Below are 25829 nucleotides of genomic sequence, written 5' to 3'. Positions count from 1 at the left end.
GCAATGTAGCAATCTTTTCTGAGGCAACCGACGGCTGAGTGACAGCCGAGACATCTGTGGAGAAGGGCGGGCGACGATGCTCCGAAACGGACTGGAACCCTGGCATCTGCTCATCGTGGCGATCGTGGTCATCGTGCTGTTCGGCTCGAAGAAGCTGCCGGACACGGCGCGCGCGGTGGGCAAGTCCCTGCGGATCCTGAAGAGCGAGACCAGGGCGATGCAGGAGGACGGGGAGCGGGGGAAGGGCTAGGCCGGACGCACCGCCGTCACCAGCCACACCCCCGCCCGCATCCGTATGCCGAACTCGGTCGCGTACGGACGGAAGGCCTCCTCCAGCGCTGCCCGCGTCGCGGCGGTCACCGTCCGGCCCGGTGTGCGCGACAGGATGAAGTCGACGGCGTCCGCCGAGGTCTGGCCCCATACCGTCTCCACCGGCACGGGCGTCACCGTCACGTCCTCATAGGCGGTGAGCGCCTCATGGATGCGGGCCGGTTCCGAGAACGAGGCCATTGCGGTGCGGGCGGCGGTGGCGTCGGCCGCGGCCTCGGGCGATATGTGCCCCGGGCTCTCCTCGGGGCCGTCCTCCCGCGCGAGGAGTTCGGCGAAGAGGCCGAGCGTGCGGGACTCCTCGGTGTCCTGGTCGACGGGCTGCGGACAGACGAACACCAGCCGCCCGCCGGGGCGCAGCGCACGGGCGATGTTCGTGAACGCGGCGGTGTGGTCGGCGAAGAACATCACCCCGCCACGGCTGATCGCGACGTCGTACCCAGCTGTGGGGAACGCGTGGGTCTGGGCATCCGCCTGTTCGTACGCCGCGTTCGTGATGCCCTCGGATGCCGTGCTCGCACGGGCGCGGTCGAGGAGCGGCGCCGAGATGTCGACGCCCACCGCATGGCCGTGCGCGGCGCGGCGGGCCGCGATGCGCGTGGTGATGCCCGCACCGCAGCCGATGTCCAGGACGCGGTCGCCGGCGCCGATGGCCGCGGCTTCGAAGAGGGCGTCGTTCACGCCGGACAGCATCGTGTCGTACCGGTCGTGGTGCGTGGCCCAGTGCGTGCCCACCGAGCCGTTCCACGCTTGCGCCTGGCGGGAGTTGGGGGTCGGTGTCGTCGCTGTGGTCATGACGTCTCCTTGGTGAAGCGGGCCGAGTGGTGTGCCGCGAGGGCGCTCTCGATGCGGTCGACCGCCGTGAACGCGCCGTACGCGAGCAGGTGCACGAGGCAGTGGTCGCTGAACGGGGGCTTCTTCCAGGCCGCCACGTCCTCGTCGGTGATGCGGTACGGCGCGAGCGCGGCGAGCAGCGCGAGGCGTGCTCCCGGGCGGGACGCACGGTCGGGCAGGGCGTCCCAGGACAGCGGCGGATGCGCGCCGTCCCACGCCGCCACCGCCGCCTGCACGAGGTCCTGGTCCGCTTCGTCGAGCAGGCCCGCGCCCATCGTCGCCGCGGCGCGGAGCGCAGCGTACGCGGAACCGATGGGCGTGCCTGCGGCCCAGGTGGGGCCGGGCTGAGGGTCGTCGAGCAGGGCCAGGGAGTCGCCGGGGGCGAAGGTGCGGCGCACCGTCTTCTGGAGAGTGCGGCCGCCGAGCGAGCGCACCGCCCGGAAGCGCTGCGCGTTGCACGGCAGCATGGCCTCGGTGATCAGCGACGACGCGACGCGGTTGATGAAGTGGAAGGAGAGCGCGGTGCCGATGTGGGCCGGGGCGTGCGCCTGCGGGAACGGCGGCGAGACGAGCTCAGGCGCCTGCGGCGTCCGGGTCGCCTGAGCCCAGGCGAGCAGCCGCGCCTGCGCCGGGTCCTCGGGCTGCTCGCCGCGCAGCACCCGCTCGGCGACGCGGTGGTCGCCGGTGGCGTGCAGCATGACCGTGTGCGCGCTCACGCAGAACGGGCAGCGGTTGGCGAGCGAGACGCCCAGTGCGACCAGCTCCCGGCCGGTGCGCGTGGTGCCCCCGCTGCCGAAGGCGTCGTCGCCGCCGACCAGCAGCGACTCGCGGAGCAACGCCCAGGTGGCGGTGAACAGTTCGGGCGCGGGCGAGAGCGCGACGAGCGGCGCCGGCTCCGCGATGCCGAAGTCCTCGGCCATCTGCGCGTACGCCTCGGCGGTCCTGCCGGTCGCGGATTTCGGGAGTACGGGATCGGTGTATCGAAAGGTTGCCATGCCCCGATGGTCGGGGCGCCGGGTGCCTCGGGTCGTCGTCCGGCGGAAGGCAGTTGGGGGTACATCGCCGGGGCCGGACGGGGCTGGGGCTACTACACGGGGAGTAGTGCGGGAGCGGTCTGCTGGGGTGACGCGATTGTCAGCGGCGGGCTCTATCGTTCTGAACACGGCGGGGGATGCGCCGGTGCGAGGGACACGGGGATGCGAGGACGCGGGGGCGGAGATGGCGGCGGACAGGGTGGCAGGCGCGGCGGCGCAGGTGAACGTGCGCGACCGGGTGCGGAATCAGGTGCGGCAGGCGTGGGTCGGTGACGCCGTGCTCGCGGTCGTGGTGGGGGTGATGGTCGCGGTCGCGGCGGGACTGGGGGACGGCGGCGCGGGGCTCCTCGACTACGCCCTGATCGGCATCGGTTCGCTCGCCCTCTCCGCGCATCGGGCGGCGCCGCGCGGAGTGCTCGCGCTCACCACGGCGTGTCTGCTCGGCGAGGTGTTGTACGCGGGCGCGAGCAGTGTCGCGGCGATCCCGGTGGTGGCGGCCGTGCACACGGCAGCGCGCGCGTCTCACAGAGGCCTCGCCGCCGTCGCCGCCGGGGTGTTCCTCGCGGGCTTCGCGGTCGCGGGGGAGGCGTCGGACGACGTCGTGCAGCGGACGCTGCTGCTGGCCGGCTGGTTCCTGTGCGCCCTGGTCACGGGCCTCGCCGACAAGAACTGGCAGGCGTATCTGCGTCAGACCGAGCAGCGGGCCCTGGAGGCCGAGCGGACCCGCGAGGAGGCGGCGCTGCGCAGGGCGGGCGAGGAGCGGCTGCGGATCGCGCGCGAACTGCACGACTCGCTGACGCACAGCATCTCGATCGTCAAGCTCCAGGCGGGGGTGGCCGTCCACCTCGCCCGCAAGCGGGGCGAGGACATACCGCCCGCGCTGCTCGCCATCCAGGAGGCGAGCGGTGAGGCGATGCGTGAACTGCGCTCCACGCTCACGGTGTTGCGCACGGACGAGCCGACGGGGAGCCCGGCGCTGCTCGTCGAGCGCGCGCGGGCGGCGGGGCTCGCCGTGGAGCTGACGGTGCTGGGCCGGGAGCGGACCCTGGCCGGCGACCTGGAGCGGGCCGCGTACCGGATCGTGCAGGAAGGCCTCACCAACGCGGCCCGCCATGCGGGCGGCTTGGCCAAGGTGACGGTCGGACTCGACTACGGGGAGCGGGTGCTGGGGGTGCGAGTGGAGGACGACGGGGTCGCCGACGCGGGGCGGCCACCGGTGGAGGGGACCGGGCTCACGGGGATGCGGGAGCGGGTCGCTTCCCTGGGCGGGACGTTGCGGGCGGGGCCGCGGGTCGAGGGGGGATTCCTGGTGCGGGCGGAACTGCCGCTGGGGGACGGGGTATTGGTATCCGGTGTGACCGCCGGGCGGCAGGAAGGATCGTCCGCGGAGGTCAGGGTGGCCGCCGGGCGACCGGGGGAGGGGATGTGATCCGGGTGGTGCTGATCGACGACCAGGCATTGATGCGGGCCGGGTTCCGTGCGCTGCTCGAAGCCGAGGACGGCATCGAGGTGGTGGGGGAGGCCGCCGACGGGGAGCGCGGGGTCGCTCTCGTGCGGGAGTGCCTGCCGGACGTCGCGCTCATAGACGTACAGATGCCGGTGATGACCGGGATCGAGGCGACACGTCGGATCGCCGCCGACCCCCGCCTCGGAGGCGTACGCGTCGTGATCCTCACCAATTACGGCCTCGACGAGTACGTCTTCGACGCACTGAGGGCCGGTGCCAGTGGGTTTCTGCTCAAGGACACGGAGCCCGCCGACCTGCTGCACGGCATCGAGATCGTCGCGCGCGGGGACTCCCTGCTCTCGCCCTCCGTGACCAGCAGGCTGATCGGCGAGTTCGTCTCGCGGCCACCGGACCGGGCCACCGCGCCGGGCCTGGAGACCCTCACGCGCCGGGAGCGGGAGGTCACCGCGCTGGCAGCGCGCGGGCTGACGAACGAGGAGATCGCCGAGCACATGGTGATCAGCCCGTTCACGGCGAAGACGCATGTGAGCCGGGCGATGACGAAGCTCGGTGCGCGCGACCGGGCCCAACTGGTCGTGTTCGCCTATGAGTCGGGGCTCGTCGCGGCACGGAACGCAACTCCCTAGGCGCCCATGGACTCGGGGCGTCGTCGGGGCGTCGATATGAAGGGGAAGGTAGATGGGGGGAAACTGTGGCCATGGCATGATCTCCGCGTGACCGTCATAGCGTTCAGACATGTCGCTGTCCTCTCGGCCGTGTTCCTGCTCGCCACCGGGTGCGGGCTCTCGGAGGAGTTGGAGCGGGAGGCGGATCCCGGGCGTACGGGGTCGGCTCAGGACGGTCGGACCAGCGCGGGGGACGGATTGTCGGCCTCGGCCGGTCCTGACTCGCCGACCGGGATTCCCGTCGAGACGGGGCCGCCGCAGGTGCCCGACGGGGCGTCGCCCTCCTGTCCCGCGTCCGGTGTCCGCATCGAGGCGGGCATGGTCAACCCCGCCATGGGCCTGCGCGCGATGAGCGTGACCGTGACCAACTGCGGCAAGGACACCTACCGCCTGAAGGGCTATCCGAAGCTGCGGGTCCTCGACGAGCACCGCGAGCCCCTCGACGTACAGATCCTCGAAGGTACCGACCCCATCATGACGAGGGACGACGACCCCGGCCCGGACCACCTCGTCTCGCTCAAACGGGGCGAGGAGGCCTACACCGTCCTCGTCTGGCGCAACACCGTCACCGACACGACCACGACCGCCGTCAGCGGCACCTATCTCAAGGTCACCCCGGCGCCTGGCACCCGCCCCGGGACCGTGACGCCGGAGGGCCGGATCGACCTCGGCAACACCGGCCGCATCGGCACGACCGCCTGGCAGAGGGAGCCCGCCGACGACGCGAGCCCGTCAAGGCCTACGGCACCCGTGCCGTCCACTCCGGTGAGCTGAACTTCGTCCGGGCCAGTTCCCGCGCCCTGGCCATCTCCTCGTCCGTGGCCTTGCCGACCGTCAGGCCGTACCGCCCGCGGAAGGAGTCGAGCATCCGCTCGATCACGGTCTCGCGCGGGAGGCCCGTCTGGCGGCGCAGCGGGTCCACGCGCTTCTTCGCGCTCCGCGTGCCCTTGTCCGAGAGCTTCTCGCGGCCGATGCGGAGCACCTCGACCATCTTCTCCGCGTCGATGTCGTACGACATGGTCACGTGGTGCAGTACGGCGCCGTGCCCGCCGGCGACGCGCTTCTGGGCGGCGCCCGCGACCTTGCCGGCGTCGGTGGCGATGTCGTTGAGGGGTTGGTACCACGCCTTGATGCCCATGTCGCCGAGGGCGTCGAGCACCCAGTCGTCCAGATAGGCGTAGCTGTCGGCGAAGGACAGGCCCTGCACGAGGGAGTCCGGGACCGAGAGCGAGTACGTGATGGCGTTGCCCGGCTCGCAGAACATGGCGCCGCCGCCACTGATCCGGCGCACCACCTGGACTCCGTGGCGCGCGGCGCCCTCCTGGTCCACTTCGTTGCGCAGCGACTGGAAGCTGCCGATGACGACCGCCGGGGACTCCCACTCCCACACGCGCAGCGTCGGCGGGCGGCGCCCGGCGGCGACCTCCTCGGTGAGCACCTCGTCCAGCGCCATCAGGAGGGCGGGGGACTGCGGGGCCTCGTGGATCAGCTGCCAGTCGTAGTCGGTCCAGTCCGTGGCGTGCGCGAGGGCGCGGCGCACCGCGACGCCCACGCCCTCCGACGTGAGTCCGTACATCACCGTGCCCTCGGGGAGCGCGGCGTCGACGCGGGCGGCGAGACCCGCCGTGTCGGTGTCGGCGGGTGCGCCCTCCAGCGCGCGGCTCAGGGCGTCGAACGCCTCGTCAGGTTCGAGGAAGAAGTCCCCCGCCACCCGCACCTGCCGCAGGGCGCCGTCCTCGACCTCCAGGTCCACGACGACGAGCTTGCCGCCGGGGACCTTGTACTCACCGTGCACTGTGCTTCCTCCGGGCCTGGCCGAATCGCGGACACCGGCAGCCTGCGATTTCATATCAGGACAACTCGACCCACTAGGGATAGATTCCCGCACAGGGTGGTCAGTCGTCCCCTCGGCGCCGACCCTGACGGGAGCTGACGAGGAGTCCATGAGCCACGCCGAGACCAGTGACCAAGCCGCCGCCGGTGCGTCGCCGGCCGTCAAACTGACGCTCGCCACGCTGACGATGATGGTCGTCGGCTCCATGGTCGGCGCGGGCGTGTTCTCGCTGCCGCGGCGGTTCGCCCAGGAGACCGGGGTCGCGGGCGCGTTGATCGCCTGGGCCATCGCCGGTGCGGGCATGCTGATGCTCGCCTTCGTCTTCCAGACCCTCGCCGTGCGCAGACCGGATCTGGACGCCGGTGTCTACGCCTACGCGAAGGCAGGGTTCGGCGAGTACCTCGGCTTCTTCTCCGCCTTCGGGTACTGGGCCAGCGCGTGCGTCGGCAACGTCACCTACTGGGTGCTCATCATGTCGACCATCGGCGCCATCTGGCCGAGCCTCGGCGACGGCGACACCCTGCTCGCCGTCGTCCTCTCCTCGTTCGGCCTGTGGGCGTTCTTCCTGCTCATCCGCCGAGGGGTCAAGGAAGCGGCGGCGATCAACAGGATCGTCACCGTCGCCAAGATCGTGCCCATCCTCGTCTTCGTGATCCTGGCCCTCTTCTTCTTCAAGCCGTCCGTCTTCGCGGACAACTTCGGCGGCGCGGACTACGCGGGATCGCTGTTCAACCAGGTGCGCGGCACCATGCTGGCCACCGTCTTCGTCTTCCTCGGGGTCGAGGGCGCGAGCGTCTACTCCCGGCACGCCAAGCGCCGCGAGGACGTCGGCCGGGCCACGATCCTGGGCTTCCTCAGCGTCTTCGCCGTCTTCGCCTCGGTCACCATCGTGTCGTACGGGATCATGCCGATGGCCGAGATCGCCGAGCTGCGCCAGCCCTCCATGGCGGGGGTCCTGGAGGAGGCGGTCGGCACCTGGGGCAAGGTCTTCGTCAGCGTCGGACTCATCATCTCCGTGCTCGGCGCCTACCTCGCCTGGACGCTGATGGCCGCGGAAGTGCTCTTCGTCGCCGCGAAGGACGACGACATGCCCCGCTTCCTGCGCAAGGCCACGTCGGAGGACGTGCCGGTCCCCGCGCTCCTGATGACCACCGCGCTGAGCCAGGTGGTCCTGGTCGTCACGATGTTCTCCGACGACGCGTTCAACTTCGCGCTCGACCTGACCAGCGCGCTGAGCCTCATCCCGTTCCTGCTCGCGGCCGGTTTCGCCGTCAAGATCGCCACCGGGCCCGGCCGCGAGGGCGTCGCCGGGCAGAGCACGCGCAAGGAACTCGTGATCGCGGTGATCGCCACGCTGTACATGGCGTTCCTGCTGTACGCGGCCGGGCTCAAGTTCGTCCTCGTCTCCTTCATCATCTACGCCCCCGCGACGCTCCTGTTCATCAAGGCCCGGCGGGAGCAGAACCAGCGCCTGTTCTCCCCCCGCGAGGCCGTCATCTGCGCCGTCTCGATCGCGGGCGCCGTCGTGGGCGTGATCGCGCTCGCGGCGGGCTGGATCGACCTCTGACCGGACCGGCCGGGCCCGCCCCCGAACCTGTCGCCACCGACCGAAAGGCGCACCGTGACCAGCCACGACACCCCCGCCGCACCGACGTTCGGCGTCCACTCCGAGGTCGGCAGGCTGCGCAAGGTACTGGTCTGCGCGCCGGGACTGGCACACCGCAGGCTGACCCCCACCAACGCCGACGACCTGCTCTTCGACGACGTCATGTGGGTGGAGAACGCCCAGCGCGACCACGCGGACTTCGTCATCAAGCTCCAGCAGCGCGGCGTCGAGGTCGTCGAGCTGCACGACCTCCTCGCGCAGACCATGGCGATTCCCGAGGCAAGGACCTGGCTCCTCGACCGGAAGATCACCGCGAACGAGGTCGGCCTCGGGCTCATCGACGGCACCCGTGCCTTCCTGGAGACACTGGAGCCGCGGCAGCTCGCCGAGTACCTCATCGGGGGCCTTGCCACCGCGGATCTGCCGGACGAGTTCCGCTCCGGCTATGTCGCGCTCGTGCGCGAATCCACCGGCGTACGCGAATACCTGATGCCGCCCCTGCCGAACACGCTCTACACGCGCGACACGACGTGCTGGCTGTACGGGGGCGTCACGCTCAACCCGCTGTACTGGCCGGCCCGGCACGACGAGACGCTCCTGATGAAGGCCGTCTACCGGTTCCACCCCGACTTCACCGGCGCCACGGTGTGGTGGGGCGACCCCGAACTCGACTGGGGCCAGGCGACGTTCGAGGGCGGCGACATCATGCCCGTCGGCAACGGCGTCGTCCTGATGGGCATGAGCGAGCGCACCTCGCGGCAGGCCATCACCCAGGTCGCCTCCGCGCTGTTCGAGAACGGCGCGGCCGAGCAGGTCATCGTCGCCGGCATGCCCAAGCTGCGGGCCGCCATGCACCTCGACACCGTCTTCACCTTCGCCGACCGCGACATCGTCACGCTCTACCCGAAGATCATGGACGCCGTGCACTCCTTCACGCTGCGTCCCGGTGACAAGGCGTCGGGCGTCGAGATCACGGACGAGGGCTCGCGCGCGTTCGTCGACGTGGTCGCCAAGTCGCTCCGCCTGCCCGAACTGCGCGTGATCGAGACGGGCGGGGACGTCTACGCCTCCGAGCGGCAGCAGTGGGACAGCGGCAACAACGCCGTCGCCCTGGAGCCGGGCGTGGTCTTCACCTACGACCGCAACACCCAGACCAACACGCTGCTGCGCAAGGCGGGCGTCGAGGTCATCACCATCGTCGGCGCCGAACTCGGCCGGGGCCGCGGCGGCGGACACTGCATGACGTGCCCGCTCGTCCGCGACGCCGTGGACTTCTGAAGCTCCCCAGCGGTACGGGGGCTCAGTACCGCTGGGCCTTGACCAGCTTCGCGGAGAGCTTCGGCTCCGGGGGCTCGTGGCTGATCGCGTACCGCTGGGCGCGCTTGCCCGGTTCGAGGTTCTCCGTGCCGACGTAGCGGGTCTCCGCGGTCTTGCCCGATGAGTCCACGAAGTCGACCTGCACGGCGAAGTCGGCCGTCTTGTCGGTCCTGTTGGTGAAGGTCACCACGGAGGCGAGCACACCGCCGGTCTCGGAGCGCGGCTTGCCCGTCATGGAGACGTCGGACATCGCGTTGCCCCGCCCGTCGACGTCCTTCAGGGCGTCCTTGGCGGCCTGGTTGGCCCGTTCCGTGTCGGCGGACACGGACGCCTCGAACTCGTCCGCGCGCTCCGAGGCGGAGGCCTCGGCCGCTGAGGCCGAGGCACGGGCGGACTCGGCGGCCTCCGAGGCCTGCGACTTCAACGGAGAGGCGGTCTTCTCCGAGAACGACGACGAGTCGGGCGCGGTCGGCCGTTCGCTCACCGTCCGGCTGCCCTCGGCCGACGGGGCGTCGCTGTCGGTGCTGCACGACACCAGGGCGGCGGCGGCCGTCACCGTGGCGGCGAGCGTGAGGGCGGCGGACACCGCGGGCCTGCGGCGTGCGGGGCGCCGCTTCCCGCGGGGCGGCATCGGGTTCATTCGGTGCGGTCCTTTCCCTGCTGCTGTTGCTTGTTACCTGTTACCTGTTGCTGGTCGTGAGGGGTGTCAGTAGCGCAGGGCGCAGGCGATCCGGCCCCGGTCGGCGAGCGCGCCTTCGGGTACGAAGTGGACCTGTGCGCCGGTGTCCAGGGCCCGCTCGACGATGTCGTCGACGACGTCGTCCACCGCGTCGAGGTCGTCCGCGTCGGCCGGCACCAGATGTCCGCCGTCGTCGCGCACGGTCGCCTGGTAGGTGTCCTCCACGGCGAGGAGGCGTACCCGGTCCGTCGTCACGTTCTGCCAGACCTCGTCGAGACCGGCGGCGTACTGGCGTCGGCCCTGCGCCGCGTCCAACTCATGCAGTACGGAGTCGAGTTCGCTGTTGTCCTGGGCGGCGAGGAAGGGGCGTACCGCCTGCCGCACCGCGTCCGCCGGGCCGTGCGCGAGGCCGCCGTGCGACACCCGGCCGGCCTCCTTGATGACCGTGCCCGCGCCGTCGAGGAGGGACAGCGCCGCGGCCTCCCCTGCCACGAACAGGGGGCGCGGATGGGCGCGGAGCACACTGGCCGTGGACAGGTCCGCCTCGCGCAGGAACTTGCGGGTCTGCTCGTCGCGGTAGGTGCTCGGCAGGTCGCCGATCCGCTCCTTGCGCTCGGCGTCCGGGTCCTCCAGGCTCCTGGTCAGCGGGAACCCGTCCGCCTTGTGTTCGGTGACCCGCTCGGCGGTGCCGCTCCACAGCGAGACGCGGTCGGCCGAGATGGTGAGGACCCAGTACGGGCGCTCGGCGGCCTGGGCCGCGACGACGTTGCGCGTCAGGAAGGTGTCCGAGAGCACCACGCGCGACGGCACCGTCCTGGCGAGCGACCACACCTGGTGCTCCCCGGGGGCGGCGAAGAGGGCGAGTCCGTCCTCGGCGTGCACGAGGTCGATCTCCGCCACCGCCTGGTCCAACTGCGCGGCCACCTCGATCCGCTGCTCCCTGGCCACGGCCGGGTCGGACTTCAGGCGCTCCTTGGCCTCGGCGACGAGGTTGCGCAGCCGCACGGGATCCTGCGCGTTGTCCGGCTCCCTGCGGTGGGTCGGCAGCAGGACCGTGACGGCGGGATAGGGGCGCGGCCGACGCAGCCCGGCCAGGGTGGCCGGGTTGAGGGAGGGGTGCATGGGGGTGACCCTTTCGGGGCGGGGCGGCGGATGAGGTGCCTCCGGAGGCGGATGAGGAGCCACCAGAGGCGGATGAGATGCCTCCAGAGACGGAATTACGCCATGAAATGCACCCTATGTCGGTTCCCTGGCCGTGGCATTTCACCCGGGGCGGCTCACCTCAGCAGGAAGCCGAAGACGTACCCGAGGGCATTCGTGGCCCAGTGCAGCCCCATGGGGGCGAGCAGGCTTCCGCTGCGGCGGCGCAGTTCGCAGAAGAGACAGCCCGCCAGTGCCGTGAAGAGGACCGCTCCGGCGTCGACGACGATCACACCGAGGACCGAGTGCCCGAAGGCGCCGCCGAGCGCGGGCTTGGCGTCGGCGAGCCCGAGCGACGGCAGGATGTGCCAGAGACCGAAGAGCCCCGACGAGACCAGGGTCGCGGCGAGCGGCCCGCGCGAGCGCAGGAGCAGCCCGAACAGGACGCCCCGGAAGGCCACCTCCTCCAGCAGGACCGTCCCGAACGGAACCGTCACCAGCACACGCAGCGCGACCTCGCCCCCGCTCAGACCGCTCTGCCGCTGATCCTCGAACAGGCCGCGGGTGAGCGGCAGCGCGGCGGCGACGGCGTACCCCGCGGCGACGACTCCGATCAGGGCGAGCGCCCAGCACAGACCGCGCACGAGGGTGCCGCGCGCGAGGCCCACGTCGGCCCACCGCCCGCCCGACCAGTACACGATCGCGAGCAGCACCGCCGTGGCCAGCAGGGAGAGGGGGAGGCTCAGGGACTGCGCCCACCGGTTGTTCGCGAGGTTGCTGAGCACGAGGACGGCGACGGTGGCGGCGACGGCGGTGGCCGTCGCGACCGGACGCCGCAAGAGCCGCAAGAGCCGCGGACGCCGCAAGAGCCGCAAGAGCCGCGGACGCCGCAACAGCCGCGGGTGCCGCGAGGAGGGGCGTCGGGCGTGCACGGGTCCATCGTGCGGGCGTCCCGCGCACGCGGCGACCGGAGGTCGGAGCCGCGTACCGAGTCGCCGCGTGTACGCAGGGGACTCAACCTGAAGACATGGAAGAGCGCGCGTCAGGCCAGCGGAGCCGGCGCCTGCGCCGGCTCCGGCCCGTCGCCTGGGTCGTGGCGGTGCTGTGCGTGGCGGTCCTCGCCACGACGGCCACGGCGCGCGGCACAGTCCTCAGCCCCGGCTTCCACCAAGGCGTGCTGAAGGACCAGCACGCCTACGACCGCCTCTACAACGAAGTCCTGGTCGACCCGCAGAGCCTCCCGGTCGCCCGTGACCTGCTGGGGCGGCTGCCGGTCCCGGAGGCGGCCGTGACGTCCAACCTGAAGATCGTGCTTCCCCCGGAGACCTTGCGCGCCATGGCCGACCGGCAGATCGAGGAGGTGACCGGCTATCTGCGGGGCGAGCACGACACGCTGCGCCTCACGGCGGACCTGCGGCCGGTGCTCACCAATGTCGGCGACCTGGCCCAGACGTACTTCGGCGATCTCGTCGCCTCCGTGCAGCGGCAGCCCGAGCCCGACTTCCCCGCGTTCCTGACGGACCTGAACAGCGCGGCGCGGAGCGTGACCACCGGAGAGCCGCCCACCGGCCTTCCCGCCTTGGAACTGTCCAGGGAGCAGGCCGTCACCGCGGCCCGCGCGCTGCTCCAGGTGGTGCCCGAGGATCGCCGTGACGCTCTGCGTCCCGAGGTCGAGGTGGCCATGGAGAGCGGTGACGTGGCGTCGGCGCTCGCCGCCGTAGGCCCCGAGGCCGTCTCCGACCGCACGCGCCTGGCCACCGAGCAGCTGCGGACGACCGTGGGCGGCGACACCTGGGACATCACCGCGGATCTCGACACGTCGCAGGACGCGCTCGCCCCGCTGCACCGGGCGCGCTCCGTCACGCACCTCGCCCAGGAGGTGGTCGAACCGATCGCAGCCCTGCTGGGCGTCGCCGCCCTGGCGTTCCTGTGGTTCTCCGGGCCGCGGGCCCCCGCACGGCGCCTGATGGGGCTCGGCTGGGCGCTCGCCGCGGGCGGACTCCTGACCGGCCTTGCCGCCCTGTTCGCCCGCGCGGCCACGGACGACGGGGTGATCACTGCGCCCGCGTCCTGGCCGCAGTCCCTGGCGCGGCTCGTCGACGACGTGGGGAACGCCGCCCTGGACGGCATCATCGGCACGGCCACCGCGACCGCGTACATCCTGCTCGCGGCGGGCGCCCTGCTCGTCACCGTCAGCTGGGTGTGGCAGGCGGGACCGGCCCTCACGGTCAGCCCTCGGCGGGTCCAGGTGCTCGCCGTCGGAGTGGCCGGGGCCGCGCTCGGGGGCGTCGTCCTGGCCCCGCTCGCGGTCGGCCGCTCCGAACCGCGGGCCTGTCAGGGCAGCGCCCGGCTCTGCGACCGCCCGTACGACGAGATCGCCCAGCTCACCTCGCACAACGCGATGTCCACCACGGCCGACCAGTTCATCGGGCCGCTCCAGGACCCCGGCATCACGGCCCAGCTCAACGACGGCGTACGCGCCCTGCAGATCGACACCTACACCTGGGAGGGGCCCGAGCAGATCGCCGAGCGCCTGAAGGGCTCGGACTTCTCGCCCCGCCTCCAAGGGCAGATCAAGGCCGCGATCAACAAGTTCAACCCGCCCCGTGACGGCCTGTGGCTCTGCCACTCGGTGTGCCGTGCCGGGGCGATCGGCCTCGTGCCCACGCTGCGCGAGACGGGCGACTGGCTGCGCGCCCACCCCACCGACGTGGTCACGCTGATCGTGCAGGACGCCGTCGGCGCCGACGACACCGCGGCCGCCTTCGAGGAGGCCGGGCTCACGGACCTGCTGTTCACACCCGACCCCGACCCGGACGAGCCGTGGCCCGAGCTCGGCGACATGATCGACAGCGGTCGGCGCCTCGTGGTGTTCGCCGAGCGCGAGGACGGGCCCCAGCCTTGGTACCGCAACTTCTACCGGTACGGCATGGAGACCCCGTTCGCCTTCCGCAGCCCCGCGGACATGACCTGCGCCCCGCACCGGGGCGGCGAGGACAAGCGGCTCTTCCTGCTCAACCACTTCATCACCATCGACGGCGGCAGCCGCCTCGACGCGGGCACGGTCAACCGGCGCGAGGCGGTGCTCGACCGCGTGCACGACTGCGAGCGGCAGCGCGGCAGGCCGGTGAACTTCGTCGCCGTCGACTACCTGAACATCGGCGATGCGAGGGGAGCGGTGGATGCGCTGAATGCGGAGCGGTAGTGGGGTGGATGTGTGTTTTGGGTTGAATTGCGAGGTATGGGGGGGCTGGGTGAGCATGGGGTCGCGCGCCCTTTGCCGGGGACATCCGTCACCGGACGGCCGCGCCGGACCTCGGAGCTGAGGCGGTTGACGAAGGATTCGCCCTTGGCGGACGCTCGGCGGTGGATCGTGCGGCGCGGCGGCGCCATCGTCAGGAAGCCGTACTGGGAACGGCCCGACTCCACCTACCTGGTCAGACGCTGGCCTGACCTCACGGCAGCCTGCGTCGGCACCGTCTTCTTCTGGCTCTCCCTCACGCCGTCCCTCGTGCCCCGGCCCTGGTTGCTGCAGGGCGTCGTCGGAGGGATCACGGCGGCCATCGGATACGGCCTCGGGTCGATCGTCGCCACCGTGTGCCGTGTGCTGTTCCGGTGGCGGCCGAGCGAGAAGGCGCGGGCGCGTCTCTGGCAGGCGTACTGGCTCATCGGGCTCGTCCTCACGGTGTGGCTGATCGCCGAGAGCGACCACGCGCAGCGCCGCCTGCGCGAGCTCCAGGGGCTGCCGCCGTCGATGGCCTGGCACACGCCGGTCATCATGCTGATCGCCGTCCTGCTCTGGGCCCTGTTCCTGTTCGTGGCCCGTGGCATCCGCCTCGGGGCACGCAGGCTGATCCGCGCCCTGCACCGGTTCGTGCCGCTGCCCGTCGCCATCGGCCTCGGCGTCGCGCTCAGCGCGCTGATCGTCACGATCGGGCTGCGCGACGTCGTCTTCCAGCGCGGCGTCATCGACCTCGCCGATCGCATCGCCTACGCGACGAACGGCGGCACCAAGGAGGGCATCCGCCGGCCGACCTCGCCGCTGGTCTCCGGAGGGCCCGGCTCGCTCCTGCGCTGGCAGGACCTCGGATTCCAGGGCCGCAACTTCGCGGGGTCCACACCTACGGGGGAGCAGATCACCCAGTACACGGGCAGGCCCGCGAAGGACCCCGTGCGGGTCTACGTCAGCGCGTCGGCACCGGAGGCCTTCAGCAGCCGGGACCCGTTCGAGGCCAAGGCCCGGCTCGCGGTGGAGGAGCTGGAGCGGACCGGCGCGTTCGACCGGGACGTCCTGGCCATCGCCGGGACCACGGGGACCGGCTGGGTCAACGCCGACATCAGTGAACCCCTGGAGTACATGCACGACGGCGACACGGCCATCGTCGCCGTCCAGTACTCCTACCTGCCGAGCTGGGTCTCCTTCCTCGTCGACAAGGAGCGCGCCGCGCAGGCCACGAGCCGGCTCGTCGACGCGGTCCTCGCGAAGTGGTCCGCCCTTCCGGAGGACGACCGGCCCCGGCTCGTGGTCACCGGGGAGAGCCTGGGCGGGTTCGCGATCGAGTCGTCGTTCGACGGGGTGGACGATCTGCTGGCCCGGACGGACGGGGCGCTGATCGTCGGCACGCCCAACTTCGCGCCGATGTCGCAGGAGATCCGCGACCACCGGGACGCGGGGAGTCCGGTGTGGCGACCGCTGTACGACGAGGGCAGGAACGTGCGGTTCGCGCAGTTCCCCGAGCGGGATCTGAAGCGGCCGGACGGGGCGTGGGGCCACCCGCGGGTGGTGTACCTGCAGAACGCGTCCGACCCGGTCGTCTGGTGGTCCTCCGCCCTGCTCCTGCACCGCCCGCAGTGGCTCGACGACCCGCTGGGCCCGGACATCACCCCGGCCATCAGGTGGTTCCCCGTCGTCACCTTCTGGCAGACGTCGGTGGACATGGCGGTGTCGTACGGCGTCGAGGCACCGCACGGTCACCGGTACGGGGCGGGGCCGGTGGACGGGTGGGCGGCGATTGTTCCCCGGGAGGGGTGGGGCGAGAAGGACACGGAGCGGCTACGCCGGCACATGGAAGAGCGGGAGGCGCCGTACTGAGGTGGTGCCGCGGGGGCTGCTTCGGCTGGTGAGCGCGGGGAGCCCCGCCCCCACCCATCCTGGGCACCGCGGGGCAATCGGGCGGGTGGGCGGGAAGGCTTGTTCGTCCAGGGGCGGATGCGGGGTGAACGGGCGGGTGGGTGGGAAGGGCCTGTTCGTGCAGCTAGGGACGCGGGGAACGAGGTACAGACAGGGCCCAGGGGCCAGGCCACGTGGGATTCATCTCGAATCCATGTCCCGTACCTCCGAGCCGTACGGATTGTCAGTCCGGCGTGCTCTCATGGATGCATGATCGAAGTGATCGAAGACTTTCTTGTACGTGGCGTTCCCGACGTCGAAGAAGCCCTCCGCAAGGCCGCCGCAGCCGAGGTCATGCCGAGATTCCGGCAGCTCGCCGAGGGCGAAGTCGTCCAGAAGAGCGGACCGCACGACCTCGTGACGGTGGCCGACCGGCTCGCCGAGGAGCAGCTGACGGAGGCACTCACCACCCTGCTCCCGGGCTCCCTCGTCGTGGGCGAGGAAGCCGTGCACGCGGACCCCTCGACGTACGAGGCGATAGGCACCGACGCACCGGTGTGGATCGTCGACCCGGTCGACGGCACCCGGCAGTTCGTGCACGGCGACCCCGGATTCTGCATGCTGATCGCCCTGGCGTGGCGCGGAGAGGTGCTCGCCTCCTGGACGTACGCCCCGGCGCTTGACGAGATGGCCGTCGCGGTGCGCGGCAAGGGCGCCTGGCTTGACGGGGAGCGCCTGGTGGCCGGTTCTCCGGGCGAAGTGCTCGAAGTGGCGACCTCGCACCCGGACTTCACCACCCCCGAGCAGAAGCGCGCGCTGCTCGGCCTCCGCGTGGAGGGCGTCGCGCCGCGGCCCTGCGGTTCGGCGGGGCTCGAGTATTTGGCCATAGCCAAGGGGGAGTTGGACGCGGTCGCGTTCTCCTGGGAGCTCGCCTGGGACCACGCGGCGGGGCTGCTGCTGGTCGCCGAGGCCGGGGGCGGCAATCTGACCGTCGCCGGGGAGCCCTTCCGGATCGAGGGCGGTAACGCGCTGCCGTTCACGGCCGCCCGGGACGCCGCCACGGCTGACCGGGTGGTGGAGTTGCTGTCGGCCGCAGTCTGATCTGCGGCGCACTGCGCGGCGGCTCGAGGCTGAAGCGCACGGTGGTGACCTCGAACTCGATGACGGTGCCGACGCCCGGCCAGTCCCCGGGATCGAGCGGAAGCTGCGCCACGTCCACGAAGCCGACGAGCGGCAGCCCCAGCTCGACGAAGAGCCCGACCCGCCCCGGGCCCCACGGCAGGACGTCGACCGTGCCGGTCAGGCGGGTGCCTTGGGGGAGCGGGCCGCCCGATTCCGCCGCCGTGGTGTTCCGGCTGTGGCGGGCGCGCTCCCACGCGGCTTCGAACTCCGCCTCGGAGACCGGTTCCCCACCGCTGACGGGGCCGTTCACGAGTGCGCCGTACCGAACCTCGTAGAGCTGCGCCCCCAGCGGCTCGAACTTGTCGAGCACCCAGGCCAGTTCGTCGCGCGAGGCCGCCACGGACGCCGGGCCGTGCGGGTCGGTGAAGGACGCCTGACGTACGACGATCGCGTCGTCGCCTGTCTCGAACCACTCGTCGGAGCCCACGTCAGCATGGCGGAACCAGTACGTCACCCGTCAGAGGCTACCCGCACCCACGGCGCTGTCGGTGGCCCGGCCTATCCTGGGCGGCAGAGGCCATCGGCTGACAAAGGAGTCCGAAGGTGCCGTCGATGTTTGATGCCGTCGTCGTGGGGGCGGGACCGAACGGTCTGACCGCTGCCGTCGAGCTGGCCCGCCGTGGGTTCTCGGTGGCCGTGTTCGAGGCCAAGGACACCGTCGGTGGCGGGGCGAGGACCGAGGAGCTGACGCTTCCCGGGTTCCGGCACGACCCCTGTTCCGCCGCACACCCGCTGGGCATCAACTCACCCGTGTTCCGCACCATGCCCCTCGACCGGTACGGCCTTCGGTGGCTCCAGCCGCAGCTGCCCATGGCCCACCCCTTCACGGACGGCAGCGCCGCCGTGCTGTCCCGTTCCGTCGCCGAGACCGCCGCCTCGTTCGGGCCGCGCGACGCGGGGGCGTACAGAAGGCTCATCGAGCCCTTCGTCGGCAAGTGGGACACCCTCCTGCAGGACTTCATGGCGCTGCCGTCGACGGCGCTGCCGCGTGACCCCGTGACCCTCGCCCGCTTCGGCCTCGCGGGCCTGCCGCCCTCCACCTGGCTGATGCGGCGCTTCCGCGACGAGCGGGCCCGCGCCCTGTTCTCCGGGCTCGTCGCCCATGTCATCGCGCCGCTCGGCGGAATCGCCACCGGCGCCGTCGGCATGGTCTTCGCGCTGGCCGCGCACGCCCGCGGCTGGCCGGTGGCCCGGGGCGGTTCGCAGTCGATCTCGGACGCGCTCACCGCGTATCTGAAGGATCTGGGCGGCGCGGTCCACACGGACTACGAGGTCAAGCGGCTCGACGACCTGCCGCCGGCGCGCGCGTACATCTTCGACACCTCACCCACCGCACTCGCCCGGATCGCGGGTCTGGGGCGGAGCTATGAGGGCTATCGGTACGGCGCGAGCGTCTTCAAGATCGACTACGCCCTGGACGGACCCGTCCCGTGGACGGCGAAGGAGGCCAGGGAGGCGGGCACCGTGCAGGTGGGCGGCAGCAGCGCCGAGATCGGCGCCGCGCTGCACGCCGCCTCGCGCGAGAACCGCGCGCCCGATCCGCCGTTCCTGATCACCGTGCAGCCCAGCCTCGTCGACCCGTCCCGCGCGCCCGCGGGCAAGCAGGTCTTCTGGGCGTACGGCCATGTGCCGAACGGCTGGGACGGCGATCTCACCGACGCGATCGAGCGGCAGCTGGAGCGCTTCGCCCCCGGCTTCCGTGACCGCGTCCTCGCCCGCGCCACCGCGGGCCCACCCGAGATGGCCGCGCGCAACGCCAACTACGTGGGCGGCGACATCGCCTGCGGCGCGGCCAGCGGACTCCAGCTGCTGCTGCGCCCCAAGCCCTCCCTCTTCCCGTACGGCACCGCGCACCCGGCCGTGTTCCTCTGTTCGTCCGCGACGCCGCCCGGCCCCGGCGTGCACGGCATGTCGGGACACAACGCCGCGAAGGCGGTCTGGCGCAGGCTTCGCATGGCGTAGGGGCCTCGGGACGGCCTCCGCGGTCCCGCAGCACCCCCGAACCTCCATGTCGGATTTTCGCCAGCCACCCCACCCGCCATGCCCGATCCTTGAACCATGCCCACCGCCCCGGCCACAACCACCGCCACCCCACCGCCCCCCTCCATGCACACCGACGCCGAGCGCTGCGTACGTGCCGTGCAGTCGAAGGACGCGCGTTTCGACGGATGGTTCTACACCGCCGTTCTGACCACCCGCATCTACTGCCGCCCCAGCTGCCCCGTAGTCCCCCCGAAGCCCGAGAACATGAGCTTCTACCCGAGCGCGGCAGCCTGCCAGCAGGAAGGGTTCCGGGCGTGCAAGCGGTGCCGGCCGGACAGCAGTCCTGGCTCGCCCGAGTGGAATCAGCGCGCCGACCTCGTGGCCCGCGCCATGCGTCTCATCGGGGACGGCGTGGTGGACCGCGACGGAGTCCCCGGCCTCTCCACCCGCCTCGGCTACAGCACCCGCCAGGTGGAACGCCAGCTCCTCGCGGAACTCGGCGCAGGCCCCCTCGCCCTGGCCAGGGCCCAGCGTGCCCAGACCGCACGCCTGCTCATCGAGACCACCCCGCTGCCCATGGCGGAGATCGCCTTCGCCGCCGGCTTCTCCTCGATCCGCACCTTCAACGACACCGTCCGCGAAGTCTTCGCCCTGGCCCCCAGCGAACTACGGGACCGCGCCCCGAAGGCAGCCAGGCAAGCAGCCCCGAACGCGCCCGCCCCCGGCACCCTCTCGCTCCGCCTCCCCTTCCGCGCCCCGCTCAACCCCGACAACCTCTTCGGCCACCTCATCGCCACCGCCGTACCCGGCGTCGAGGAGTGGCGCGACGGCGCCTACCGCCGCACGCTCCGCCTCCCCTACGGCCACGGCGTCGTCGCCCTCACCCCCGCCCCGGACCACATCGCCTGCCGCCTCAGCCTCACCGACATGCGCGACCTCACGATCGCCATCAGCCGCTGCCGCCGCATGCTCGACCTGGACGCGGACCCGGTCGCGGTGGACGCCCAGCTGAGCGCCGACCCGCTGCTCGCACCCCTCGTGGCCAAGGCGCCGGGCCGTCGGGTGCCGCGCACGGTCGACGAGGCGGAGTTCGCCGTACGCGCAGTGCTCGGCCAGCAGGTCTCCACGGCCGCCGCCCGCACCCACGCCGCACGCCTGGTCACCGCGCACGGCGAGCCCATCGACGACCCCGAGGGCGGCCTCACCCACCTCTTCCCCGCCCCGGAAGCCCTCGCCGCACTCGACCCGGAGGCGCTCGCCCTGCCGCGCAGCCGCCGCACCACCCTGACCACGCTCGTACGCCACCTCGCCGACGGATCGCTGAGGCTCGGCGTGGAGAGCGGCTGGGAAGAAGCCCGCGCCCGGCTCACCGAACTGCCCGGCTTCGGCCCCTGGACGGTCGAGGTCATCGCGATGCGGGCGCTCGGCGACCCCGACGCCTTCCTCCCCACCGACCTCGGGATCCGGCGCGCGGCACAGGAGCTCGGCCTCCCGCACACCCCGGCGGCCCTGACCGAACGGGCCGCGGCCTGGCGCCCCTGGCGGGCGTACGCGGTGCAGTACCTGTGGGCGATCGACGACCACCCCATTAACAGCATCCCGGCGTAGTCCACCCCACTCGCCTCGTACGACACACGACCGGCCCCGCGACAGAGGACAGACAGACCATGCATCGCCAACACGCCCTCATCGACAGCCCTTACGGCCCCCTGACCCTCGTGGCCACCGACGGCACCCTCAGCGGCCTTTACATGACAGAGCAGCGTCACCGCCCACCCGAGGAGACCTTCGGCGACCGCGACACGGAACCGTTCGGCGAGACGATCAGCCAGCTGGAGGCGTACTTCGCGGGCGAGTTGAGGGAGTTCGCCCTGCCCATGCGCCTCGACGGCACGCCGTTCCAGCGCACCGTCTGGCAGCAGCTCCAGCAGATCCCGTACGGAGAGACCCGTACGTACGGACAGCTGGCGGACTTGCTGGGCAAGCCCAATGCCTCGCGCGCCGTCGGCCTGGCCAACGGCAAGAACCCGATCGGTGTCATCGTGCCCTGCCACCGGGTGATCGGCGCGGGCGGCTCCCTGACCGGCTACGGCGGCGGACTCGACCGCAAGCAGCGGTTGCTGGCCTTCGAGGGCGCGACGCAGGGGAGCGAGGACGCCCTCTTCTGACTGCTGAGCACTGCACTCCGGGCGGCCGGGGCCGACTCAGCCGACCCGCAGCCCGTTCTCCAGCTCCACGGCCCCCGCGCCCGCCCCCGCATCAAGCACCTCAAGCCCGGCCCGCACCCGCAGCCCCAGCTCGCCCGGCAGGAACTCCGGAAGGTCCTCGCGGGCCACGAGCCGCCAGGAGAGCAACTCGTCGTCCTGAAGCTTGATCGACTTCAGCTGGTCGTCGCCGAGCACCCCGCCGTCGTACAGATAGGCCACCAGCGGCGGCCGCGCCGCACCCGGCACCCAGTCCACCGCGAGCAGCGCGCCCAGCTCGACGTCCAGGCCGATCTCCTCGGCGGTCTCACGGCGTGCCCCCTGCCGAGGTGTCTCGCCTTCGTCCGACTCGACGGTGCCGCCGGGCAGCGCCCACCCGTCCCGGTAGTTGGGCTCGACGAGCAGGATCCGTCCCTCGGAGTCCCGGAACAGAGCGGCGGCCCCGGCGATGATGCGGGGGAGGCCCGCGATGTACGTGGCGTAGTCCTGAGCGGTCATGTGGAAAGGGTAGACAATTCCACCGTCCGTGCCGCCAGCTCGCTGATCCGCGCGCCGTCGAAGCCGAACACCGCACTGCGCACCCGGTCTTCGAGCGGATCCCGCCACTGTGCGGGGATCGCCTTGGCCCCGCACAGAACGCCCGCGACGGACCCCGCAGTCGCGCCGTTCGAGTCGGTGTCGAGGCCGCCGCGCACCGTCAGGGCGATGGTGCGGGTGAAGTCGCCGTCCCCGTACAGGAGTCCGGCGGTCAGGACGGCCGAGTTCGGCACCACATGGACCCACCCGAGCCCGGAGGTCTCCGCCTCGGCGGTGGCCAGCGTCTCCTCCCAGCTGAGCCCGGCCTCGTGGAGGGTGACGACCCGGCGCACCGTACGGGCGAGCCGGCAGCTCGACGGGATGACGCCGAACGCCACGTCCAGGGCGGCGCGCGGCGTCACCGCGGTGAACGCGGCCGAGACGAGCGCTGCCGCCCACATCGCCCCGTAGACGCCGTTGCCGGTGTGCGAGAGCACCGCGTCCCGGCGGGCGAGCGAGGCGGCGCGGCGCGGTGCGCCGGGGTTCGTCCAGCCGAAGACGTCGGCACGGATGAGGGCGCCGATCCACTCCTGGCAGGAGTTCTCGTACGTCGCGGTGAGCGGCGGCTTGAGACCGTTCGCGAGATTCCGGTACGCGGCGCGCTCCGCGGTGAACGTCTGCAGATAGGGAAGGCGCAGCAGCCACAGCTCGCCGACCTGCTCGGTGCTGAACGTGAACCCGTGCGTCTCCAGGAGGTGCAGTCCGAGGATCGCGTAGTCGACGTCGTCGTCACGGCAGCTGCCGTGCACCCCGCCGCGCACGCAGCTCTGCCACTCGGGCCGGAGCTGGAACTCCTCGACCCAGGAGGGAGGTTCGGGCAGATAGTCGGTGAGCGGCAGCGCGTCGGCCTGGCGCAGATAGCGCTCGATGCGCTCGCGCGTCCAGTAGTCGCCCCGCTCGATGGGTTTGCCGAGCATGTTGCCCGCGATCCGCCCGATCCAGCCGCCGAGGACGCGGTCGGCGAGTTCCGTGTGCACTGGGGTCATGCTTCCGGTTTACCGAATTCGGGGGGCTTGTGCGCGGTCAACGCGACCGGTTCGGCGCGGAGCATGAGACGTTTGTCTGGTTTTCGATCAGATGCACATTCTTGAGAGTGCCGATGAAGCCCATGAAGCGTCGTACGATCGATCATTTCTGCGATCAGAGTGCACTGGTATAGCCCAATTTAGACTGATTTAAGGGAGCGGCCCGAAGCTCCGAAATGCGGGCGGCCATGGGCAGGCGGCCCCTCCTCCGGTTATGGTCGCAGCGGCGCGACTGCCTTGACGCGAGCAAGGCCCGGAAAGCAAGGGGATGCAAGGTGGCGGACGCTGCTGGGACGGCGGGGCATGTGCTCATCGCCGCGGACAAGTTCAAGGGCTCACTCACGGCCGTGCAGGTCGCGGAGCGGGTGACGGCCGGGCTTCGCCGCGTCGCCCCGCACGTGGAGGTCGAGGCCCTGCCGGTGGCCGACGGCGGCGACGGCACGGTGGCCGCGGCGGTCGCCGCCGGTTTCGAACGCCGTGAGGTACGGGTCACGGGACCGCTCGGCGACGAGGTCACCGCGGCGTACGCGCTGCGGGACGGGACCGCGGTGGTGGAGATGGCGGAGGCGTCGGGCCTCCAGCTGCTGCCCGAGGGAGTCTTCGCGCCGCTCACGTCCACGACGTACGGCTCCGGGGAACTGCTGCGCGCGGCGCTCGACGCGGGCGCGCGGACGATCGTCTTCGGCGTCGGAGGCAGCGCGACGACGGACGGCGGCGCCGGAATGCTGGCCGCGCTCGGTGCGGTGTTCCTGGACGCGGAGGGCGCGCCGGTGGCGCCGGGCGGCGGACCGCTGGCCTCGCTGGCCACGGCCGACCTGTCCGGCATCGACAAGCGGTTCGCCTCGGTGGACCTGGTCCTTGCCAGCGACGTGGACAACCCGCTGACCGGCCCGAAGGGCGCTCCCGCGGTGTACGGGCCGCAGAAGGGGGCGAGCCCTCAGGACGTGGCCGAGCTGGACGCGGCCCTCGCGCACTTCGCGCGGGTGCTCTCCGATGCGGTGGGCTCCTCCGCCTTGGAGTACGCACAGTCCCCGGGAGCCGGAGCGGCAGGCGGCATCGGCTACGGCGCTCTCGTCGGGCTCGACGCGAGCTTCCGGCCCGGCATCGAGGTCATGCTGGACGTCCTCGGCTTCGCGCCCGCGCTTGCGCGGGCGTCCCTTGTGATCACGGGGGAGGGCTCGCTGGACGAGCAGACCCTCCACGGCAAGGCTCCCGCGGGCGTCGCGGCGGCGGCCCGCGCGGCGGGCGTCGAGGTCGTGGCGGTCTGCGGCCGCCTGGCCCTTCCGGCGGAGGCCCTGGGCAAGGCGGGGATCCGCCGCGCGTACGCCCTCACTGACGTGGAGCCGGATGTCGCCCGGTGCATTGCCGAGGCGGGGCCCATCCTGGAAACGGTGGCTGAGGGCATCGCGAGGGACTTCCTGAGCTAGGGCGCTGAAGTGCCGTGACGGAGCTGCGGGCCGGTGGGGGCTGGTCGCGCAGTTCCCCGCGCCCCTTACGGGGCCCGGACGGGCTGGATCTCCAGCCCGTCCGGCGTCTGAGGACGAACTCGGCGGAGCCGGTGATCTACGGCGCGCAACGCCACCGGAGGCCGGATCCCCGCCTCAGCCCGGCGCCAGCCGATACGCGTCGAGAGCCAACGTCATCTCCATCAGATCCCGAGGCCGCGCAAGCGACCGCGAGGTCAGCTGCTCAAGCCGCCGCAAGCGGTTGAACACCGTGTTCCGGTGGCAGTAGAGCCGCCCCGCGGCCCGCCCAGCCGACCCCTCGCACGCGAGCCAGGCGTCCAGCGTCTCCAGGAGCACCGCCCGGTCGGCCGGCTCCAGGGCGAGGACCTCCCCGAAGACGTCCGACACCAGACGCCCCGCCAGCTCCGGCTGGCTCACCACCAGGGCCGTCGGCATCCGCTGGTCGAGCCGCACGATCCCGGTCGCGTCCGGCGGACACGTACGCAGTGCCAGCTCGGCCAGGCGCCGCGCGTGGCCCAGCTCGGAGAGCCCCGCCACCACAGGGCTGATGCCGCCGGGTCCCGGGCACCGCCCGTCGAGCGCGGCCGTCAGCTCGTCAAGGCCCTCCTCCGCCCCGAGCGCCACCACCCCCACCTCACGGTCGGTCCGCATCCGCCAGACGAAACGGAACCCGGCCCGCTGGATCTGCCGGTGGAACGCGGCACGCCCGTCACGCCGCTCGGCCCGCAGGACCACCACCGCGTACGGCCCGCGCTCCGGCAGATCGAGCCCCGCGGCCACCTGCGAGGCGAGCCCGGGGGCCGACTGGCCCTCCAGGAGCGCGTCGAGCAGCGCCTGAAGCTGCTCGTCGGTGCGGCGCCGCAGCTCCATCTCCGTCGCCCGGTACGCGTCGGACGCCGCCGCGGCCTGGGCGTCGACCGCCGACCACACCATCGTCGCCGACCGCATCAGGACCGCGAGCTTCTCCGGGTCCTGCCCCACGGTGCCTTCGAGCAGCGAGTCCCAGACCAGATAGCCCGCGTTGCGGTACGAGTGCACCACCAGGTCGAGCGGCAGACCCTGCTGGGCCCTGCGCCGTCCCGCCTCCTCCGCGTACTCCAGATCGCGGCGCGGCGACGCGCGGGGAGCCGAGATGGTCTCGATGCCGATCCGCATCGCGTCCTCCGCCTCCCGCCACTGCTGGTCGTACGGCAGCACCCGCGCGTACACCGGCGAGTGCTCGAAGAGCTGCCGCAGATGTTCGTCCACCAGCTCGGGAACGCGGGGGAGCAGCGCCACGCACGCCTCCTCGAGCACCTTCCAGTCGTGGCCCGTCCGAGGCCTGCGTCCGCTCATGGTTCTCTCCCCCGTCGCCGCCGCCCGCCGTGCCTCTCTGCTGC

23 protein-coding genes are annotated in these 25829 nt (G+C 72.0%); 13 read left to right on the top strand and 10 right to left on the bottom strand.

The window, feature by feature from the left end; translation table 11 throughout:
* Nucleotides 1-76 precede the first annotated feature (76 nt).
* The gene (gene tatA / locus M4V62_RS09335; protein WP_249586773.1) at nt 77-250 is read left to right on the top strand and encodes a Sec-independent protein translocase subunit TatA; all 174 of its coding nucleotides are present in this window, start codon (nt 77-79) and stop codon (nt 248-250) included.
* Here tatA and M4V62_RS09330 read toward each other — a convergent pair.
* Together M4V62_RS09330 and M4V62_RS09325 are read right to left on the bottom strand one after the other, a co-directional pair.
* Complete coding sequence (locus M4V62_RS09330; protein WP_249586772.1) at nt 247-1122, bottom strand: class I SAM-dependent methyltransferase; 876 nt, start codon at nt 1120-1122, stop codon at nt 247-249. The two genes, tatA and M4V62_RS09330, sit on opposite strands and share 4 nt — an antisense overlap.
* Nucleotides 1119-2156 (bottom strand): carboxymuconolactone decarboxylase family protein, encoded by a 1038-nt coding sequence (locus tag M4V62_RS09325; protein ID WP_249586771.1) that lies wholly within the window; start codon nt 2154-2156, stop codon nt 1119-1121. The genes M4V62_RS09330 and M4V62_RS09325 overlap by 4 nt, the downstream gene beginning before the upstream one ends.
* 340 nt (nt 2157-2496) lie before the next feature.
* On the opposite strand from M4V62_RS09325, the gene M4V62_RS09320 reads away from it, so the two are divergent.
* The 3 genes from M4V62_RS09320 to M4V62_RS09310 all read left to right on the top strand — a co-directional run bounded on the left by M4V62_RS09320 (nt 2497) and on the right by M4V62_RS09310 (nt 5102).
* Entirely contained in the window at nt 2497-3624 is a 1128-nt protein-coding gene (locus tag M4V62_RS09320) for a sensor histidine kinase (RefSeq protein ID WP_249592754.1), read from the top strand.
* Entirely contained in the window at nt 3621-4289 is a 669-nt protein-coding gene (locus M4V62_RS09315) for a response regulator (protein ID WP_249586770.1), read from the top strand. Before M4V62_RS09320 ends, M4V62_RS09315 begins: the two co-directional genes overlap by 4 nt.
* Before the next feature lie 87 nt (nt 4290-4376).
* A complete protein-coding gene (locus tag M4V62_RS09310; protein WP_249586769.1) occupies nt 4377-5102 on the top strand; it encodes a DUF4232 domain-containing protein in 726 nt (241 codons plus the stop codon).
* Here the strand turns inward: M4V62_RS09310 and lplAB are convergent.
* Entirely contained in the window at nt 5068-6123 is a 1056-nt protein-coding gene (gene lplAB / locus M4V62_RS09305) for a lipoate-protein ligase LplAB (protein WP_249586768.1), read from the bottom strand. The two genes, M4V62_RS09310 and lplAB, sit on opposite strands and share 35 nt — an antisense overlap.
* 148 nt (nt 6124-6271) lie before the next feature.
* On the opposite strand from lplAB, the gene M4V62_RS09300 reads away from it, so the two are divergent.
* Both M4V62_RS09300 and M4V62_RS09295 read left to right on the top strand, forming a co-directional pair.
* Entirely contained in the window at nt 6272-7729 is a 1458-nt protein-coding gene (locus tag M4V62_RS09300; protein WP_249586767.1) for a basic amino acid/polyamine antiporter, read from the top strand.
* A 54-nt stretch (nt 7730-7783) separates the two neighbouring features.
* A complete protein-coding gene (locus tag M4V62_RS09295; RefSeq protein ID WP_249586766.1) occupies nt 7784-9046 on the top strand; it encodes an arginine deiminase in 1263 nt (420 codons plus the stop codon).
* Nucleotides 9047-9068: 22 nt separating this feature from the next.
* Here the strand turns inward: M4V62_RS09295 and M4V62_RS09290 are convergent, their stop codons facing one another.
* The 3 genes from M4V62_RS09290 to M4V62_RS09280 form a co-directional block, all read right to left on the bottom strand.
* The gene (locus M4V62_RS09290; protein ID WP_249586765.1) at nt 9069-9725 is read right to left on the bottom strand and encodes a hypothetical protein; all 657 of its coding nucleotides are present in this window, start codon (nt 9723-9725) and stop codon (nt 9069-9071) included.
* Between the two features lie 66 nt (nt 9726-9791).
* Complete coding sequence (locus M4V62_RS09285; RefSeq protein ID WP_249586764.1) at nt 9792-10886, bottom strand: baeRF3 domain-containing protein; 1095 nt, start codon at nt 10884-10886, stop codon at nt 9792-9794.
* Nucleotides 10887-11041: 155 nt separating this feature from the next.
* Nucleotides 11042-11743, bottom strand: a complete 702-nt coding sequence (locus M4V62_RS09280) for a CPBP family intramembrane glutamic endopeptidase (RefSeq protein ID WP_249586763.1) — start codon at nt 11741-11743, stop codon at nt 11042-11044.
* Nucleotides 11744-11931: 188 nt separating this feature from the next.
* Here M4V62_RS09280 and M4V62_RS09275 point away from each other — a divergent pair, with 188 nt between their 5' ends.
* The 3 genes from M4V62_RS09275 (at nt 11932) to M4V62_RS09265 (ending at nt 17115) form a co-directional block, all read left to right on the top strand.
* Entirely contained in the window at nt 11932-14109 is a 2178-nt protein-coding gene (locus M4V62_RS09275; RefSeq protein WP_249586762.1) for a phosphoinositide-specific phospholipase C-related protein, read from the top strand.
* A gap of 36 nt (nt 14110-14145) precedes the next feature.
* On the top strand, nt 14146-15996 hold the full coding sequence (locus M4V62_RS09270; protein ID WP_425575022.1) for an alpha/beta hydrolase: 1851 nt from the start codon (nt 14146-14148) through the stop codon (nt 15994-15996).
* Between the two features lie 288 nt (nt 15997-16284).
* Nucleotides 16285-17115, top strand: coding sequence for an inositol monophosphatase family protein (locus tag M4V62_RS09265; protein ID WP_249586760.1), 831 nt, complete (start codon nt 16285-16287; stop codon nt 17113-17115).
* Here the strand turns inward: M4V62_RS09265 and M4V62_RS09260 are convergent.
* Complete coding sequence (locus M4V62_RS09260) at nt 17051-17650, bottom strand: S1 domain-containing protein (RefSeq protein ID WP_249586759.1); 600 nt, start codon at nt 17648-17650, stop codon at nt 17051-17053. The genes M4V62_RS09265 and M4V62_RS09260 overlap by 65 nt on opposite strands.
* A gap of 98 nt (nt 17651-17748) precedes the next feature.
* Between M4V62_RS09260 and M4V62_RS09255 the strand changes: the two genes are divergently transcribed.
* The 3 genes from M4V62_RS09255 (at nt 17749) to M4V62_RS09245 (ending at nt 21347) form a co-directional block, all read left to right on the top strand.
* The gene (locus tag M4V62_RS09255) at nt 17749-19158 is read left to right on the top strand and encodes a phytoene desaturase family protein (RefSeq protein WP_249592753.1); all 1410 of its coding nucleotides are present in this window, start codon (nt 17749-17751) and stop codon (nt 19156-19158) included.
* Between the two features lie 144 nt (nt 19159-19302).
* Nucleotides 19303-20787 (top strand): DNA-3-methyladenine glycosylase 2, encoded by a 1485-nt coding sequence (locus M4V62_RS09250; protein WP_249592752.1) that lies wholly within the window; start codon nt 19303-19305, stop codon nt 20785-20787.
* 59 nt (nt 20788-20846) lie between these two features.
* Nucleotides 20847-21347, top strand: coding sequence for a methylated-DNA--[protein]-cysteine S-methyltransferase (locus M4V62_RS09245; RefSeq protein ID WP_249586758.1), 501 nt, complete (start codon nt 20847-20849; stop codon nt 21345-21347).
* A gap of 36 nt (nt 21348-21383) precedes the next feature.
* Here M4V62_RS09245 and M4V62_RS09240 read toward each other — a convergent pair whose 3' ends face one another.
* Both M4V62_RS09240 and M4V62_RS09235 read right to left on the bottom strand, forming a co-directional pair.
* Nucleotides 21384-21881 carry an NUDIX domain-containing protein gene (locus M4V62_RS09240; RefSeq protein WP_249586757.1) on the bottom strand — a complete coding sequence of 166 codons (498 nt, stop codon included), beginning with the start codon at nt 21879-21881 and terminating at the stop codon, nt 21384-21386.
* Nucleotides 21878-22945: an ADP-ribosylglycohydrolase family protein gene (locus M4V62_RS09235; RefSeq protein ID WP_249586756.1), complete on the bottom strand. Its 1068-nt coding sequence runs from the start codon at nt 22943-22945 to the stop codon at nt 21878-21880. Before M4V62_RS09235 ends, M4V62_RS09240 begins: the two co-directional genes overlap by 4 nt.
* 314 nt (nt 22946-23259) lie before the next feature.
* Here M4V62_RS09235 and M4V62_RS09230 point away from each other — a divergent pair, with 314 nt between their 5' ends.
* Nucleotides 23260-24411, top strand: coding sequence for a glycerate kinase (locus M4V62_RS09230; protein ID WP_249586755.1), 1152 nt, complete (start codon nt 23260-23262; stop codon nt 24409-24411).
* Nucleotides 24412-24585: 174 nt separating this feature from the next.
* Here M4V62_RS09230 and M4V62_RS09225 read toward each other — a convergent pair whose 3' ends face one another.
* A complete protein-coding gene (locus M4V62_RS09225) occupies nt 24586-25785 on the bottom strand; it encodes a PucR family transcriptional regulator (RefSeq protein WP_249586754.1) in 1200 nt (399 codons plus the stop codon).
* Nucleotides 25786-25829 lie beyond the last annotated feature (44 nt).

The organism is Streptomyces durmitorensis, from assembly GCF_023498005.1.
GTDB lineage: Bacteria > Actinomycetota > Actinomycetes > Streptomycetales > Streptomycetaceae > Streptomyces > Streptomyces durmitorensis.
Note: the sequence above shows the minus strand (reverse complement) of the source record. Positions and strands in the feature narration are given on the sequence as shown.

Bases quoted from the DNA above. Each gene is read 5' to 3' on its own strand.
- tatA (WP_249586773.1), top strand. From the start codon at position 77: ATGCTCCGAAACGGACTGGAACCCTGGCATCTGCTCATCGTGGCGATC.
- M4V62_RS09320 (WP_249592754.1), top strand. From the start codon at position 2,497: ATGGTCGCGGTCGCGGCGGGACTGGGGGACGGCGGCGCGGGGCTCCTC.
- M4V62_RS09255 (WP_249592753.1), top strand. From the start codon at position 17,749: ATGTTTGATGCCGTCGTCGTGGGGGCGGGACCGAACGGTCTGACCGCT.
- M4V62_RS09265 (WP_249586760.1), top strand. From the start codon at position 16,285: ATGATCGAAGTGATCGAAGACTTTCTTGTACGTGGCGTTCCCGACGTC.
- M4V62_RS09275 (WP_249586762.1), top strand. From the start codon at position 11,932: ATGGAAGAGCGCGCGTCAGGCCAGCGGAGCCGGCGCCTGCGCCGGCTC.
- M4V62_RS09240 (WP_249586757.1), bottom strand. From the start codon at position 21,881: ATGACCGCTCAGGACTACGCCACGTACATCGCGGGCCTCCCCCGCATC.
- M4V62_RS09300 (WP_249586767.1), top strand. From the start codon at position 6,272: ATGAGCCACGCCGAGACCAGTGACCAAGCCGCCGCCGGTGCGTCGCCG.
- M4V62_RS09290 (WP_249586765.1), bottom strand. From the start codon at position 9,725: ATGAACCCGATGCCGCCCCGCGGGAAGCGGCGCCCCGCACGCCGCAGG.
- M4V62_RS09285 (WP_249586764.1), bottom strand. From the start codon at position 10,886: ATGCACCCCTCCCTCAACCCGGCCACCCTGGCCGGGCTGCGTCGGCCG.
- M4V62_RS09235 (WP_249586756.1), bottom strand. From the start codon at position 22,945: ATGACCCCAGTGCACACGGAACTCGCCGACCGCGTCCTCGGCGGCTGG.
- M4V62_RS09330 (WP_249586772.1), bottom strand. From the start codon at position 1,122: ATGACCACAGCGACGACACCGACCCCCAACTCCCGCCAGGCGCAAGCG.
- M4V62_RS09325 (WP_249586771.1), bottom strand. From the start codon at position 2,156: ATGGCAACCTTTCGATACACCGATCCCGTACTCCCGAAATCCGCGACC.
- M4V62_RS09270 (WP_425575022.1), top strand. From the start codon at position 14,146: ATGGGGGGGCTGGGTGAGCATGGGGTCGCGCGCCCTTTGCCGGGGACA.
- M4V62_RS09245 (WP_249586758.1), top strand. From the start codon at position 20,847: ATGCATCGCCAACACGCCCTCATCGACAGCCCTTACGGCCCCCTGACC.
- M4V62_RS09250 (WP_249592752.1), top strand. From the start codon at position 19,303: ATGCACACCGACGCCGAGCGCTGCGTACGTGCCGTGCAGTCGAAGGAC.
- M4V62_RS09225 (WP_249586754.1), bottom strand. From the start codon at position 25,785: ATGAGCGGACGCAGGCCTCGGACGGGCCACGACTGGAAGGTGCTCGAG.